Origin of the sequence: Phaeobacter sp. (assembly GCF_022825805.1) — a bacterium.
Classification (GTDB): domain Bacteria; phylum Pseudomonadota; class Alphaproteobacteria; order Rhodobacterales; family Rhodobacteraceae; genus Phaeobacter.
In genome coordinates, this window is record NZ_JAJDWC010000023.1 from 1 (window position 1) to 14,685 (window position 14,685).

The window sequence follows — 14,685 nt, forward strand, 5'->3', positions numbered from 1 at the left end:
CACAGCCCATAACTTCGCACAGCCCCACCACTCTCCCCTGCCCTGATTTACACAACCCTGATAGAGTTATCGGTCTTCGGGCGCTTGTTTTCGCGATACTTTGGGGTGGCTGAGCAGGCAGTTGTGAAACCATCGATGGCCCTGAGACATCATCGCTGATCGTTCCGGTGCATGGCTCTTGATTCCAAGGACATTCAGCCGTAAAAGCCACCAGTCTGGATTCGCAATCGCGTGCCCGGACTTCTGACATATGGGGCAAGCACCTAAAACCTTCTTCGGTTTGAACAGGCGCTCCACGCATCAGAGACAAGGAACAGACGACGTGATCTCTGGCGGACGCAACTGCGGATCCGGTGAAGACCAAGAGCTCTCATGACGGAACAAACCTCTGCGGACCAAACCGTGGGCAAATTTAGGAGAGATGCGATGGACCTGATCGCACAGTTGGAGGCGGAACAAGTTGCCGCCCTGGGGAAAGAGATCCCTGATTTCAAAGCCGGTGACACTATCCGTGTTGGCTACAAAGTGACCGAGGGCAGCCGTTCGCGCGTGCAGAACTACGAAGGTGTCTGCATCAGCCGCAAAAACGGCGCAGGCATTGCCGGTTCGTTCACCGTTCGTAAGATTTCTTTTGGTGAAGGTGTGGAACGTGTGTTCCCGCTGCACTCCACCAACATCGACAGCATCACCGTAGTGCGCCGTGGCCGCGTGCGTCGCGCCAAGCTGTACTACCTGCGTTCGCGTCGCGGTAAGTCCGCGCGTATTGCAGAAGATACAAACTACAAAGCCAAAAAAGCCTAAGGAGTGGTATTATGAAAGCCGATACACATCCAGAATACCACTTCATCGACGTCAAAATGACCGACGGCACCATCCTCAAAATGCGCTCCACCTGGGGCAAAGAGGGTGACACGCTGGCACTGGACATCGACCCAACAGTGCACCCAGCCTGGACCGGCGGCACCACCCGTCTGATGGACGCAGGTGGCCGTGTTTCCAAGTTCAAAAAGAAATACGAAGGCCTGGGCTTCTAAGAACGCTTACATGTCTTTTGAAACGCCGCCCCTACGAGGCGGCGTTTTTCGTTTCAGATGTGCGGGTCTTGCCATGCCTCCCCCTGTCGGCCCAGGCTCTGCAGTCAGAGCCTAACTTCGACCCTAAACCAAGGATTTGACGCCTTCCCATCGATTCGCCTGAGCCGTATACTCAGCGCAAATGCATGCGGAAATCCGCATATGGTTCTTGGGGGAAGTAGACGTGGCGCATATTATTGTCGTCGGAAACGAAAAAGGCGGCGCAGGCAAATCAACCGTCTCCATGCATGTCGCAACAACACTCGCGCGGCTGGGTCACAAGATAGCAACGCTCGATCTTGATCTGCGCCAACGTTCCCTTGGCCGCTATCTGGAAAACCGCAAGACATTCATGCAGCAGGCGTCACTGGATCTGCCTTTGGTGCAGCTGCATGAGCTGCCTGAAATCGATGCCGATAGTCTCCAACCCGGAGAAAACATCTACGATCACCGTCTGTCGGCTGCGGTCTCTGAACTTGAACCCAACAATGATTTTATCCTGATCGATTGCCCCGGCTCCCACACCCGGTTGAGCCAGGTTGCCCACTCGTTGGCCGACACTCTGATCACCCCTTTGAACGACAGCTTTGTTGATTTTGACCTGTTGGCACACACTGATCAAAAAGGTGAAAAAATCACCGGTCCCTCGGTTTATTCCGAAATGGTGTGGAACGCCCGACAGCTGCGCGCGCAGGCTGGTTTGAAGCCTATCGATTGGATCGTGATCCGAAATCGGGTCGGCACCCAGCGTATGGTCAACAAAGAAAAGATGGAACGCGCGATCAACATGCTGTCGAAGCGGATCGGGTTTCGTGTTGCGCCCGGCTTTTCAGAGCGGGTTGTGTTCCGCGAACTCTTCCCCCGTGGATTGACGCTGCTGGATCTCAAAGACATCGGTGTCAAACAGCTGAATATTTCAAACATCGCAGCCCGTCAGGAGCTGCGGGACATGATGAAAGCGCTCAATCTGCCTGGTGTAGACGTTGACATCTGACGCCAATCGCATGGCACCCGCGCCCCAGGTAACGGGGAACGGGTCCCGGCGATTTTTTTCCATACTGGCGCTGCTCGGTGGCGAACTGCTGGCCGTTATGGTCGCGTATCAATTGCTTGCGGATGTGCAATGCAATCTGACCGTCGCCAATTCAACCTGCACCGCAGTGCGATCCATCGCCGGTCGGCTGATATCAGCCATCGCGCTGATGGGGGTGTTTCTGGTTTTGGTCCCGAGTGCATGGCAACGATTGCGCGACCTGATTGCAAAGCATCCCGTCAGAAAAGGGGCCTTGGCCGTCAATGCCGTGGGAGTCATTCTTCTGTTTGCGCCCCTCGCCGCATTTGGCCCCAATGGCATCAATGCGTGGATCTACCCAACACTCATTCTTGTGGTCCTCGGAGGGGGATTGGCCGGATTTGGTGCAAGTCTCGCGCTGCTCCCGCTGCGTCAATGGGGCCACTGGTTGTGGGCGAGCGGACCAGCAGCAGCTATCGCAGTTATAGCAGCCATTGTGCTGCCGGATCTGGCAAAGAGCATTGAACCCCTGTGGAATATTGAAGCGCTCACCAGTTTGACATTTTTCCTTGTCGCCACTGCATTGGAAGCCATCGGCGCCTCTGTCTGGACCAATCCGGCAGAGCATCTGATCCGCGTGGATGACTTTCTGGTTCAAATCGGTGAGCCCTGCTCCGGCGTGGAGGGGTTCGCGCTCATTTCCGTCTTTATGGCGCTCTACTCGGCGCTGATGGGCCGCAGCATCCGGCAGAGCAGATATTGGCTGTTTCTGTTCCCCGCTGCACTTATCATCAGTTGGGCTTTCAACATCCTGCGCATCTCAGGTCTTATTTTGATAGGCGCATGGGTCGCCCCGGAACACGCCGTCAACGGGTTTCACAGCTACGCAGGCTGGCTGCTCTTTACGCTACTGGCGCTTGCAGTTCTGATGGTGGCGCACCGGATGCCCTGGCTGCAGGTCGAAACACAGGCCGCAGACACGCAGGTGCCACCAATGCGGCAGGATTTTCTGTTGGCGTCCATTGTACCCTTCATCGTGATGATGCTCAGCGGTGTCATGACCTCTGCGCTTTGGGCAGACCCGGCGGACGGATATCCCCTGCGCAGCGCGCTGATGGCAGCGGCCGTACTCTTTTTCTTGCCCGCAATATGGAGCGGCTTGCGATACCGCCCCCGATCAATTGACATCGCTGCGGGCGCCGGAATTGGCGCCGTCTGGGTAACCGCTGCCGCTGCAGAGCTGGGCAACGGGCTGGCACAGGATCCGCAGTCTGCATTCTGGATATCGACCAGATTGCTGGGATCAGTCCTGCTGGTCCCCATTGTCGAGGAGCTGTTTTTTCGTGGATATCTGCTGAAACGCCTGGCAGGAAATCAGAGCAACATATTGCGAACGCTGGCGGGCTTGCTCGTGACATCGGCCCTTTTTGGCTTGATGCATGATGACCGCTTTGTGCTTGGCATGGTGTCTGGCATCATATTTGGCGCGCTGTTTTTGCGCGGCGGCGGTTTGGGCGCCGCGGTTGTGGCGCATATCGTCGCCAATCTGACGATAGCATACTTTGCCTACGCAAAGGGATTTTGGGCGCTGCTCTGAGCCGACAAATGGCGGCAGCGCACACATTCAGCCCTGCACGCCACGGCGGCGGCGACGCAACTCCCATGCAAGAAGCAACCCAGCTGCAACAGCGGCGACGGCCAACATTCCGGCACTGACGTCGATCTCCGGGACCGTCTGCACCCCGTTGCCGGATCCGCCCGTGTTGCCATTGCCCCATCCTTGGCCCCAGCCCTGCCCCCAGCCGCTGCCGCCCCAGCGACCACCAGGTGTTGGCCATTGACCCGCCGCGGCAGCCCAGGACGCATGTGCAAACCACGCAATGATTCCCACAGCAGACTTCGAGAAAACAGACCTCACTACCACATCAAGCCCCCTATTCACGGCACAAAAGATACCTTCTGGATAGGCTGGGATGGTGATCAAATTAAGGCAAATTTAACACTTTCTGGCGGCAACGGATGCGCGGATAGATCAGGGCGCAACCGAACCTATTGTATCGGATGGCTCAATTCGTCGGGTTCATAAAGGGTGAACAACTCCACCGGTTCGGCCACACCACGCAACATATACCGGCCAAGTGACACCAGATCGCGAGTGCCCGGTTTCGCCGCAGAATGTACCCGCTCCGACACGATAATACTGCGCCCGACAGAGGCATGAAGGCCAGAAATACGCGCGGTCTGATTGACCGTCGGTCCAATCACGGTGAAATCAAGCCGGGTTTGCGATCCGATATTGCCATAGAGGATTTCACCTGCATGGAGCGCGAAGGTGAAATCAGCAATCGGCAACCCCTCTGTGGCGCGATCAATGTTCCGGAGCCGCATCTGTTTTTGAAGTTCACTTGCCGCCGCCAATGCAGTGTCTGCGTCTTCTTCAATACTGCCCAGGTCGAACATCGCCAACACGCCATCGCCCATGAACTTGAGGATATTGCCGCCAAACCCCTGAATGGTCGAAACCGCGATACCGAAATAATCATTGAGCATTTCGATCAGTTCAGTGCCCGGTATCTGCTCGGCAAGCTGCGTGAACCCCTTTAGATCAAAATAGCAGATCACCGCATCGATTTGACGAGAGGACCCACGGCGGATTTCCCCGGACAGCACCCGACGTCCCGCATCCCGGCCCAGATAGACCTGCAACAGATCTTTTGCCATCTGATGGGTCGAGGCGGCACGCAGCGCAAGGCCAACCGTCTCAAAGGTTTGCCTGATCAAGGTAAGGTCGCTATCAGAGAACCCCTCAGGCGCATCTGTTGCCCATGACGCCAGCAGCCCTTCACCTGGGCGCGCCGGATCAAAGGGGGCGTCGATGAAGTCTCCAAAACGCAACCCGATAGCCAGATAGTCAGTCGCTCCACGCTCAAAGAAATCCTGCAAAACGGGAAACGTCTCCCGGTCCTCTGCGCTGAAACGGCTGCGCAGTTCCGGAAGCTTGTTTTCGAGCATGTGATAGAATGTACTGCGCCGCCATTCTGGCACCGGCGTTTCACTATGTTCAAAGAACTCGTAGTTCATCCCCTCGTTCCGCGTCCAACTGAACCCGGTGCCGCCGTATTTGGGATGAAAGGCACGCTGCGCCAGATGAAAGCGCCACAACGGAACACCGTTGTCCACCAGCCGTGTTGCATATCCCTGCAGCAATTCTTCACGATCGGTCTCGCCCAAACCCAAGGTCGTAAGCCATTTGACGATTGGTTTTGCACGGGGATCATCAGACATCATGAAACGGGTCTCTCGCTGGCGTGCCGTATGTAAAATGTGGAACCAATCTGGTCACTCACAGTCGCAATGTCCACTCCTACCCCAGCAGAAAGCAGGATTAGCCGCCTGAGACCTGTTATTGAGAGGTCCCAGGTTCAGCGCCTGTCGCAATACCCGCCAGTTTTTTCAGCGCAACGCGCAGGATCTCACGCTCTTCCGTGGAAAACGGCGCAGCAAGACGCTGGTCGTACAATGCCGCCTGTTGGCAGAGATCCCGGTAGGCGGCTTTGCCTTGCGCGGTCAGTTCGAGATGCTCGGAACGACGATCCTGCATATCACGTTGCCGGACCACAAATCGCCGCTCAGACAGTTTCGCAACCGCTCGGCTGATTTTTGTTTTATGGATTTTCGCGCGGTCACCAATGTCTTTGGCCGTCATGCGACCATAGCAGCCCAGGTGAAACAACACCCGCCATTCATTGCGCAGCATCCCATACCGGCTCTTGTAATACTGCTGAAACCCAAGTGACGCCTCTTCTGCGGCGCGGTTCAGCAGATAGGGCAGAAAATCCTGCAGGTCGAAGTCATCTTTTTCCATCATGATCCCGACCTACGGCTTGTTAGTTACAAAATCAACTATTACCCAAGACGTGACACGTAAGTAAGGACACAAGCATGAGCCTCACTGACCACCCACATTCCATGATCCAAGCCCCCGCCACGCCCGGGCCGCATGAAGGATATATGCCGGGTTTTGGCAACGATTTTGAAACCGAAGCTCTGCCGGGTGCATTGCCACAAGGCATGAACAGCCCTCAGAAATGCGAGTATGGCCTTTACGGAGAACAGCTCAGCGGAACCGCATTCACCGCCGAGCGACCCGAACGCACCTGGTGCTACCGGATCCGCCCCTCCGTCAAACATTCGCACAGATACCAAAAGGTCGATCACCCCTATTGGAAATCGGCCCCTCACGTTGACCCCGACGTAATCAGCCTCGGCCAATACCGTTGGGACCCGATCCCGCATGGGGATGATGGGCTGACCTGGCTGACCGGCATGCGCACAATGACGACTGCGGGCGATGTGAACACTCAGGTCGGCATGGCAAGCCATATCTACCTGGTCACCGCATCGATGATCGATAGCTATTTCTACTCTGCCGACTCCGAATTGCTGGTTGTCCCACAAGAAGGGCGTCTGCGTTTTGCAACAGAGCTTGGCATTCTTGACGTTGCGCCACAGGAAATCGCTATTTTACCACGTGGATTGGTTTACCGCGTTGAGGTATTGGAAGGACCGTGCCGCGGCTTTGTCTGCGAAAACTACGGTCAGAAATTCGGATTGCCCGGCCGGGGTCCAATTGGTGCAAATTGCATGGCCAACCCTCGGGATTTCAAAGCCCCGGTTGCAGCGTTTGAGGATCGCGAGACACCGTCGATCCTGACGATCAAATGGTGTGGCCAGTTTCACGAAACCAGAATTGGTCATTCACCCTTGGACGTCGTCGCATGGCACGGCAACTACGCGCCCGTCAAATACGATCTGCGCACCTATTGCCCGGTTGGTGCCATCTTGTTTGATCATCCCGATCCGTCGATCTTTACGGTACTGACGGCCCCATCCGGCCAACCTGGTACGGCCAATATCGACTTCGTTTTGTTCCGGGAACGGTGGATGGTAGCTGAAAACACATTCCGACCACCCTGGTATCACAAGAACATCATGTCCGAACTGATGGGTAACATCTACGGTCAATACGATGCCAAACCGCAGGGTTTCGTGCCTGGCGGCGTCAGCCTCCACAACATGATGCTACCCCACGGCCCGGATAAAAAAGCCTTTGAAGGTGCCTCCAATTCCAACCTGGGGCCGGAAAAACTCGATAACACCATGTCTTTCATGTTCGAGACCCGCTTCCCGCAACATCTGACCGCGTTTGCAGCCAACGAAGCTCCGCTTCAGGATGACTATATTGATTGCTGGTCCGACATAGAAAAGAAATTCGACGGCACACCGGGCAAGAAGTGACCCGCCACCAGATAGCAGGATCGGTACGGAAATACGCCGGTTGCTGCTGACATAGCCTGCTACCAAATCGGACAGACGCCATACGACACAGGCGCCAAACGAAACAGGCGCCGCTGCGTTGCCAACAAAAAGGGCAAAACATGCCACTGCTGACATCCTGGGTTACATCTGCAAACGACCCAGATCATCCCTTTCCTTTGAACAACCTGCCATACGGCGTGTTTTCAACCACATCGTACGAGCCCCGCTGTGGCGTCGCCATCGGGGACATGATCCTGGATTTGCAAGCCGCGGAAGAAACAGGTCTGGTGCGCCTCACCGATGAGCCGTTGTTTCAGGTGCCCTATTGGAATGACTTGATGGAACAGGGCCCCGCGGTCTGGACGGCTTTGCGCAACCGGCTGCAGACGCTGCTGGCACTGGGCGCTCCCGAACAGCCGGACGTCGAACCGCTGCTGGTGCCTGCCCACACCGCAGAGCTGCACATGCCATTCGCCGTAAGTGAATACACTGACTTCTATGCGGGCAAACATCACGCCATCAACGTCGGCACCATGTTTCGCGGCCCGGAAAACGCATTGCCGCCCAATTGGTTGCACGTGCCGATTGGCTACAACGGCCGCGCGTCCTCCGTGGTGGTTTCTGACACACCGGTGCGCCGACCTTGGGGACAGCTCAAAGGCCCACAAGACGCTCACCCCCGCTGGGCACCAAGCGCACGGTTCGACATCGAACTGGAAATCGGAGCAATCGTCGGAACCAGCTCTGACGGCCCTCTCTCTGTGCAAGACGCCGATGATCACATCTTTGGCTATGTGCTGCTGAATGATTGGTCCGCCCGCGACATACAAGCCTGGGAATATCAGCCGCTGGGCCCGTTTCAGGCCAAGGCGACAGCCACCTCAATCAGCCCCTGGATCGTAACCAAAGCGGCGTTGGAACCCTTTCGCTGTTCCGCCCCAGAACGCGACGTGGAGCTGTTGGACCACCTGAAAGACTGTGGACCGATGCTCTATGATATCGATCTGGACATCACTCTTGCACCATCCGGACAGAGCGACACCACCATTTCCCGTACCAACAGCAAAGAGCTTTACTACTCAGCAGCCCAGCAGCTGGCGCATCACAGCTCCTGCGGTTGCCCGATGAACAGCGGTGACCTCCTTGGATCGGGCACCATTTCTGGCGAAAACGCACACAGCCGCGGATCGCTCCTGGAATTGGCCTGGGGCGGAAAAGACCCCATTCAACTCGATAGTGGGGAAACCCGCTCCTTCGTGGAGGACGGCGACACGCTAACCCTCAAAGGAACCGCACGAGGCGACGGCTATAACATCGGCTTCGGAGACTGCCGCGGCACGCTCCTGCCGGCGTTGACTGACCCTTTCAAACGGTAAGAGCAGCTTTTCCTCTTGCCAAAAATATCCCCGCCGGAGGCGCACAACCGCGCCTTTGGCACGACGACAAAAAGGACACTCCATGGCCAAGGCATTCGCGTCCCAAGGGGACATGACCGAAAAGAACATCACCTTCGATGAAATCGGAGAGGGCCTTTATGCCTTCACAGCAGAGGGCGATCCAAACTCCGGTGTGATTGTGGGCGATGACTCTGTGATGATCATTGAAGCACAAGCTACCCCAAGACTGGCGCAAAAGGTCATCGACTGTGTTCGCACGGTGACGGACAAGCCGATCAGCCATGTTGTTCTCACCCATTATCACGCAGTCCGCGTCCTTGGCGCATCCGCATTTGGTGCGGGGCAAATCATTATGTCGGACAAAGCGCGGGCCATGGTGGTGGAACGTGGACAAGAAGACTGGGACAGCGAATTCCAAAGGTTCCCGCGCCTCTTTGAAGGGCATGACAGTATCCCGGGTCTCACGTGGCCGACCACAACATTTCAGTCTTCCATGACCGTTTATCTGGGCAATCGCCGGGTCGATATCAAACATCTGGGCCGGGCGCACACAGCAGGGGACGCAGTCATTCATGTTCCAGATCAGAACGTCATGTTCACTGGCGACATCGTCGAATATCAGTCCGCATGCTATTGCGGCGATGGCCATTTCAACGACTGGGGCCACACCCTGGACGCCATCAAGACATTTGATGTCGATGCCATCGCACCGGGCCGCGGGGATGCATTGGTGGGCAAATCAATGGTCAACGCCGCCATCGACAGCACCCGCGACTTTGTCGACAGCACTTACCGTCCGGCTGCCAAAGTGGCTGCCCGCAACGGATCGCTAAAAGATGCCTGGGATGCGGTGCGCGCTGAATGTGACCCAAAGTTTTCGGACTATGCAATCTATGAGCACTGCCTGCCCTTCAACGTGGCGCGGGCTTATGATGAAGCCCGCGGTATCGACACCCCGCGCATCTGGACCGCGCAACGCGATCTAGAGATGTGGGAGGCCCTGCAGGGCTGATGCAATGCAACGGCGCCGTCCTTGCATCAACCGCAACGGATGGCGTCGGCATCTTATTTGACACGACCCACTGCAGATCGAATTTGGGAGGACCCGAATGAACAAGATCTTTGAAGTTCCCTTGTATTCATACGAACGCAGCGAAGATCAGGATCGCACGACACCCGCGCGGCACCCAGTTGTGATCATTGGTGCCGGTCCTGTCGGATTGGCCGCGGCAGTGGATCTGGCACAACAGGGGATTCGTGTCACTGTTCTGGACGACAACGACAAAGTCAGCCTGGGCAGCCGCGCGATCTGTTTTGCCAAACGCACGTTGGAGATCGCCGATCGTCTTGGAATTGGTGATGCCCTAGTCGATAAAGCGGTGCAATGGAATTTGGGCAAAGTCTTTTTCAGCGACCGGAAGGTTTATGAATTCAACCTGCTTCCGGAAAAGGGCCACCAGAGACCTGCGTTCGTCAACCTGCAGCAATATTATTTCGAAGACTACCTGGTTCAGCGCGTCAGAGCCTTGCAACAGGAAGGGGCGCCGATCGAAATCCGCGGGCGCAATAGGCTGACGGCCATCACAAACCACGATGATCACGTCACGCTAGACATTGAAACACCCGAAGGCTCTTACGCCTTGGAAGCGGATTGGGTGCTGGCCTGCGATGGGGCAGGATCACCCACCCGACAGATGATGGGTTTGGATTTTGTCGGGCGGGTTTTCGAAGACAATTTCCTGATTGCAGACGTGATTATGGACGCTGAGTTTCCGACCGAACGCTGGTTCTGGTTTGATCCTCCCTTTAACCCAGGGCAGTCCGCACTGCTCCACAAACAGCCGGATGGCGTTTGGCGTATTGATCTCCAGTTGGGCTGGGACATCGACAAAGCAAAAGAAAAGCTGCCCGAAAATGTCATCCCCCGGATCCGCGCCATGCTGGGGCCCGATATCCCCTTCGAGCTCGACTGGGTGTCGATCTATACGTTCCAGTGCCGCCGTATGGAGAAGTTCCGGCACGGGCGGGTCATTTTTGCAGGTGACGCAGCCCATCAAGTCTCCCCCTTTGGTGCGCGTGGCGCGAATTCGGGTCTGCAGGATGTCGATAATCTATGCTGGAAGCTCAAGCTGGTGATTGATGGTGCCGCCAGTGAACACCTGTTGGACAGCTATGATACCGAACGTGTTTTTGGCGCAGATGAAAACATACTGAACTCATCCCGCTCTACCGACTTTATCACGCCCAAATCGGACATCAGTCGCCTGCTGAGAGATGCGGTCCTTGACCTGTCGGAACAATACGAATTTGCCAGACCGCTTGTGAACTCTGGTCGTCTGTCCGCGCCCTGCAGTTATGTCCACTCTCCGCTCACCTCAACGGATGCCCTGGACGGACCGGCGCGCAGCGCACCGGGCAGCCCCTGCCCTGATGTGCCGCTTGAAGACGTCTTTTTGCTGCCACAGCTTGGGGACCGTTTCACATTGCTCACGATTGATGCAGAGGCCCCAGAGCACATCAACGAAAGCGGTATTACTGCTCAACGGCTCTCTCTCTCATGCGCGGATGATACCACACAGGCCCTGCGTGAACGCTATATGGGTGCGGCTGAAGGCGCAGTTTACCTCATTCGACCGGATCAACATGTCGCCGCAAGATGGCCGACATTTGATGACGATTTGGTCCGCGCCGCCCTGCGCCGCGTCATCGGTAAGGAGCACGATTTGTAATGGCCGAACACCAGCTCATTTTGACCCCTAACATTCACCGGGCCGACGACTTCTACGCAGAGCTTTTGGCCGCTCATGACGGATTGGACAAAACCGAAAGCGAGGCGCTGCATGCGCGTTTGGTTCTGATCTTGGCCAACCACATCGGCGACAATGAGGTACTGAGCCAAGCGTTAGCGGCCGCGCAACCCAGCGTTCCGGCGGATGACGATCGCCCGTGATCTGTTCCGCCCGTTAGCTTGGCAAAGTGACATTCCAAAGCTCAAGACAGACAGATGACTGAAACGGTTCTCTTTCACTATTGGAGATCTTCGGCGAGTTACCGGGTTCGGATTGCGCTCAACCTCGCGCATGTTCCCTACCGGGCGGTAGAAGTGGATCTGCAGAACGACGACCAGCGGACGCCGGAACATCTTGCCCGCAATCCACAGGGGTTTGTTCCGGTGCTGGACATCGATGGGCATCGCCTGTGCCAATCACTGGCGATCGTGGACTACCTGGATCAAACGCGTTCCTTGTCGCTGTTGCCGGCTGAGCCTGCCGCCCGCGCGCAGCTGTTGGCGTTGGCCCAAATTCTTGCCATTGATATACATCCGATCTGCAACCTTCAGGTACTGCGCCATGTTCAGCAGATCTGTTCGGATAACACGCCACAGACACAGGACTGGATGCAGCGGTTTATTCGGCCAGGCCTCGCGGCCTTTGCCGCAGCGCTGGGGTCAGAGGGGGATGCAGTCTTTTGCTGCGGCACACGCCCCTCACTTGCAGATATTTGCCTGATTCCGCAGCTGTACAATGCGCGGCGCTGGGGCGTGCGCTATGATGATCTGCCACGACTTTGCGAGATTGAAGATCGATGTAATCAACTGCAGGCCTTCCAGGATGCCCACCCTGATGCCGTCTGATATGTTACTCGCATGGGGTCCGTATAGTGCCGCTTTGGTCTGCTTTATGCTCACCCACTTCCTGCCCCGTGTGGGTGATTTGCGCGGTAGACTGATCATGCGATTGGGGCGCGGGCCCTATTTCGCCATCTATGGCGTGGTCTCTGTCTTGATGACGGTTTGGCTTTTGGTTGCCACCGCAAATGCGCCTTACGTCGAACTTTGGCCATATGCAGCTTGGCAAAAATGGGTTCCGTTCGTCGCGATGCCGTTTGTGTTTGTCCTCACCGCCATCGGCGTGGGTGTTGAAACGCCCTACACGCTCGCTGGTCGCAGGGATGCGCCCACCTCAGAGGCCCAATTTGGTCGCGCAGCGATATCGCGCCATCCGGTTCTGCTGGCTTTGACGCTTTGGGCGGCAGCCCATCTTTGTGCCAACGGAGATCTCGCGCACGGGCTTATCTTTGCCATGTCGGTCACCTTGGCTTTGGGGGCGATGGTTCTTTTTGACAGGGCTGCATCATCGCAGTTGGCCCAAAACGATGGCACCGCTGCCCCGCGCAGGTTTTTTGCCCAGGCTCCAATTTTGTCGCTGCGGCCCCTCCTAAGCCCGTCCTGGCGTCAGAAAAACGGCAAGTCGATGGCATATCGTGCAGCTATCGGCCTGCTGCTCTGGCTTGTCGCCGTCAGCATGCATGAAAGGATCCTTGGGGTATCGCCCCTGCCGCATTGGTGATGCGCATATCCGACATGTCTGACTGGCAGGTCTGATCGACGCGTCGTCCATGAACGCGATCTACCTGCCAGCAGGTACTCGTTTCACCAATTTGATTTGGCTCAAAGACGCAGAGGGCAGACATCGTCACTCTGCTCGGCATGAAACAGATTGATCGCCTCCGGAACCTGGGTCTTTTTGACAGTCGTGTGCCCCGCTACACGTCGTACCCAACAGCGCCTATTTTTGGCACGGACGTCGGAGGCACCTTCCAAGAAGCTGCCTTGGCCAACCTGCCCGTCGATGTGCCAGTGTCGGTTTATATTCACATTCCTTTCTGTGAGCGGTTGTGCTGGTTCTGTGCCTGCCGCACCCAAGGGACCCGCACTCTGAACCCGGTTGAAAACTACATCGGCGTGCTGGAGCAGGAATTGAGCCTCATCGCGAAGCACATCCCTGATGGGCTCCGAATGGGCAGGCTGCATTGGGGCGGCGGCACACCCACCATCCTGTCTCCTGAGCTGATCCACCGTCTGGCAAAGGCCGTGAAAGCGGTATTTCAACCGACCGAAGATTGCGAGTTCTCTGTCGAGATTGATCCGACGCTTGTGGATCGAGCCAAGATCGCAGCCCTGGCCGCAGAGGGCATGAACAGGGCCAGCATCGGTATTCAGGATTTTGATACCCAAGTACAAACAGCCATTGGCCGCGAACAACCGTTTAGCGTGACAAAACGCTGCGTGGATGACTTGCGGGCAGCAGGCATCCACTCGCTCAACGCAGATTTGGTCTATGGTTTGCCACATCAGGACAAACCCAGGATCACAGACACCGTCAACAAGGTTCTCAGTCTTGCCCCCGACCGCGTTGCGCTGTTTGGATACGCTCATGTCCCCTGGATGGCAAAACGCCAACAATTGATTGATGACACGGCCCTGCCGAGTGACGAGAACAGGTTTGGCCTGGCAGAAACCGCCGCTGGACTGTTGCACGGCGCTGGTTTTGAAAGCATCGGGATCGATCACTTCGCCAAGCCAGAGGACGGCCTATGCAAAGCCAAACACAGCGGGCATCTGCGCCGGAATTTCCAAGGGTACACTGATGATCATTGCCCGACATTGGTCGGGATTGGGGCCTCGTCGATCTCTCGTTTTGCATCTGGATATGTACAGAACGCCCCGGCAACTGCCGCCTACATCGCACGGATCACAGAGGGGCAACTACCTGGTGCGCGCGGCTATGCAATGCAACCGGAAGACAAATTACGCGCCCGGACGATTGAAATGCTGATGTGTGATTTCACACTCGACCTGCCTGCGCTGACCAAACAGTTTGGCGATGATGCCGAAGCCTTGGCGCCACACATCGAGGAGGTCTGCGAAGTCTACGGATCATTGGTGACTTGGTCAGGGGACAAACTGACGATCACACCTGCAGGACGTCCGCTGACCCGCATGATTGCCAGCACTTTTGACACCCACAAACCAGAGGGCGTGCGCTACAGCCAAGCCTCCTGAGGCTGCCGCACGGGTCACGACCTCAGTGCCGCTCCGTTT

15 protein-coding genes are annotated in these 14,685 nt (G+C 56.6%); 12 read left to right on the forward strand and 3 right to left on the reverse strand.

The features are described 5' to 3' along the window. Positions 1 to 426: 426 nt before the first annotated feature. The 4 genes from rplS (at position 427) to xrtE (ending at position 3,682) form a co-directional block, all read left to right on the forward strand. Positions 427 to 801: a 50S ribosomal protein L19 gene (gene rplS / locus Q0C28_RS02065; protein ID WP_293573041.1), complete on the forward strand. Its 375-nt coding sequence runs from the start codon at positions 427 to 429 to the stop codon at positions 799 to 801. 11 nt (positions 802 to 812) lie between these two features. Then, complete coding sequence (gene rpmE, locus Q0C28_RS02070) at positions 813 to 1,034, forward strand: 50S ribosomal protein L31 (RefSeq protein ID WP_293572987.1); 222 nt, start codon at positions 813 to 815, stop codon at positions 1,032 to 1,034. Positions 1,035 to 1,257: 223 nt separating this feature from the next. Beyond that, entirely contained in the window at positions 1,258 to 2,067 is an 810-nt protein-coding gene (locus Q0C28_RS02075; RefSeq protein ID WP_293572988.1) for a division plane positioning ATPase MipZ, read from the forward strand. Positions 2,068 to 2,077: 10 nt separating this feature from the next. Further along, complete coding sequence (gene xrtE / locus Q0C28_RS02080; protein ID WP_293572989.1) at positions 2,078 to 3,682, forward strand: exosortase E/protease, VPEID-CTERM system; 1,605 nt, start codon at positions 2,078 to 2,080, stop codon at positions 3,680 to 3,682. A gap of 27 nt (positions 3,683 to 3,709) precedes the next feature. On the opposite strand, the gene Q0C28_RS02085 is transcribed toward xrtE, so the two are convergent. The 3 genes from Q0C28_RS02085 to Q0C28_RS02095 all read right to left on the reverse strand — a co-directional run bounded on the left by Q0C28_RS02085 (position 3,710) and on the right by Q0C28_RS02095 (position 5,953). Beyond that, the gene (locus Q0C28_RS02085) at positions 3,710 to 3,976 is read right to left on the reverse strand and encodes a VPEID-CTERM sorting domain-containing protein (RefSeq protein ID WP_293572990.1); all 267 of its coding nucleotides are present in this window, start codon (positions 3,974 to 3,976) and stop codon (positions 3,710 to 3,712) included. 158 nt (positions 3,977 to 4,134) lie between these two features. Continuing rightward, complete coding sequence (locus Q0C28_RS02090) at positions 4,135 to 5,373, reverse strand: adenylate/guanylate cyclase domain-containing protein (RefSeq protein ID WP_293572991.1); 1,239 nt, start codon at positions 5,371 to 5,373, stop codon at positions 4,135 to 4,137. A gap of 115 nt (positions 5,374 to 5,488) precedes the next feature. Then, positions 5,489 to 5,953 carry a MarR family transcriptional regulator gene (locus Q0C28_RS02095; protein WP_293572992.1) on the reverse strand — a complete coding sequence of 155 codons (465 nt, stop codon included), beginning with the start codon at positions 5,951 to 5,953 and terminating at the stop codon, positions 5,489 to 5,491. 101 nt (positions 5,954 to 6,054) lie between these two features. On the opposite strand from Q0C28_RS02095, the gene hmgA reads away from it, so the two are divergent. The 8 genes from hmgA (at position 6,055) to hemN (ending at position 14,646) form a co-directional block, all read left to right on the forward strand. Then, positions 6,055 to 7,383 carry a homogentisate 1,2-dioxygenase gene (gene hmgA, locus Q0C28_RS02100; protein ID WP_293573042.1) on the forward strand — a complete coding sequence of 443 codons (1,329 nt, stop codon included), beginning with the start codon at positions 6,055 to 6,057 and terminating at the stop codon, positions 7,381 to 7,383. 140 nt (positions 7,384 to 7,523) lie between these two features. Next, the gene (gene fahA, locus Q0C28_RS02105; RefSeq protein ID WP_293572993.1) at positions 7,524 to 8,780 is read left to right on the forward strand and encodes a fumarylacetoacetase; all 1,257 of its coding nucleotides are present in this window, start codon (positions 7,524 to 7,526) and stop codon (positions 8,778 to 8,780) included. An 82-nt stretch (positions 8,781 to 8,862) separates the two neighbouring features. Further along, positions 8,863 to 9,813, forward strand: a complete 951-nt coding sequence (locus Q0C28_RS02110; RefSeq protein ID WP_293572994.1) for an MBL fold metallo-hydrolase — start codon at positions 8,863 to 8,865, stop codon at positions 9,811 to 9,813. 97 nt (positions 9,814 to 9,910) lie between these two features. Further along, on the forward strand, positions 9,911 to 11,530 hold the full coding sequence (locus Q0C28_RS02115; protein WP_293572995.1) for an FAD-dependent oxidoreductase: 1,620 nt from the start codon (positions 9,911 to 9,913) through the stop codon (positions 11,528 to 11,530). Then, positions 11,530 to 11,751, forward strand: a complete 222-nt coding sequence (locus tag Q0C28_RS02120; protein ID WP_293572996.1) for a DUF2783 domain-containing protein — start codon at positions 11,530 to 11,532, stop codon at positions 11,749 to 11,751. Before Q0C28_RS02115 ends, Q0C28_RS02120 begins: the two co-directional genes overlap by 1 nt. 54 nt (positions 11,752 to 11,805) lie before the next feature. Beyond that, entirely contained in the window at positions 11,806 to 12,435 is a 630-nt protein-coding gene (gene maiA / locus Q0C28_RS02125) for a maleylacetoacetate isomerase (protein WP_293572997.1), read from the forward strand. Continuing rightward, on the forward strand, positions 12,425 to 13,150 hold the full coding sequence (locus Q0C28_RS02130; protein ID WP_293572998.1) for an NnrU family protein: 726 nt from the start codon (positions 12,425 to 12,427) through the stop codon (positions 13,148 to 13,150). Before maiA ends, Q0C28_RS02130 begins: the two co-directional genes overlap by 11 nt. Before the next feature lie 140 nt (positions 13,151 to 13,290). After that, positions 13,291 to 14,646 (forward strand): oxygen-independent coproporphyrinogen III oxidase, encoded by a 1,356-nt coding sequence (hemN, locus tag Q0C28_RS02135; RefSeq protein WP_293572999.1) that lies wholly within the window; start codon positions 13,291 to 13,293, stop codon positions 14,644 to 14,646. Positions 14,647 to 14,685: the final 39 nt, after the last annotated feature.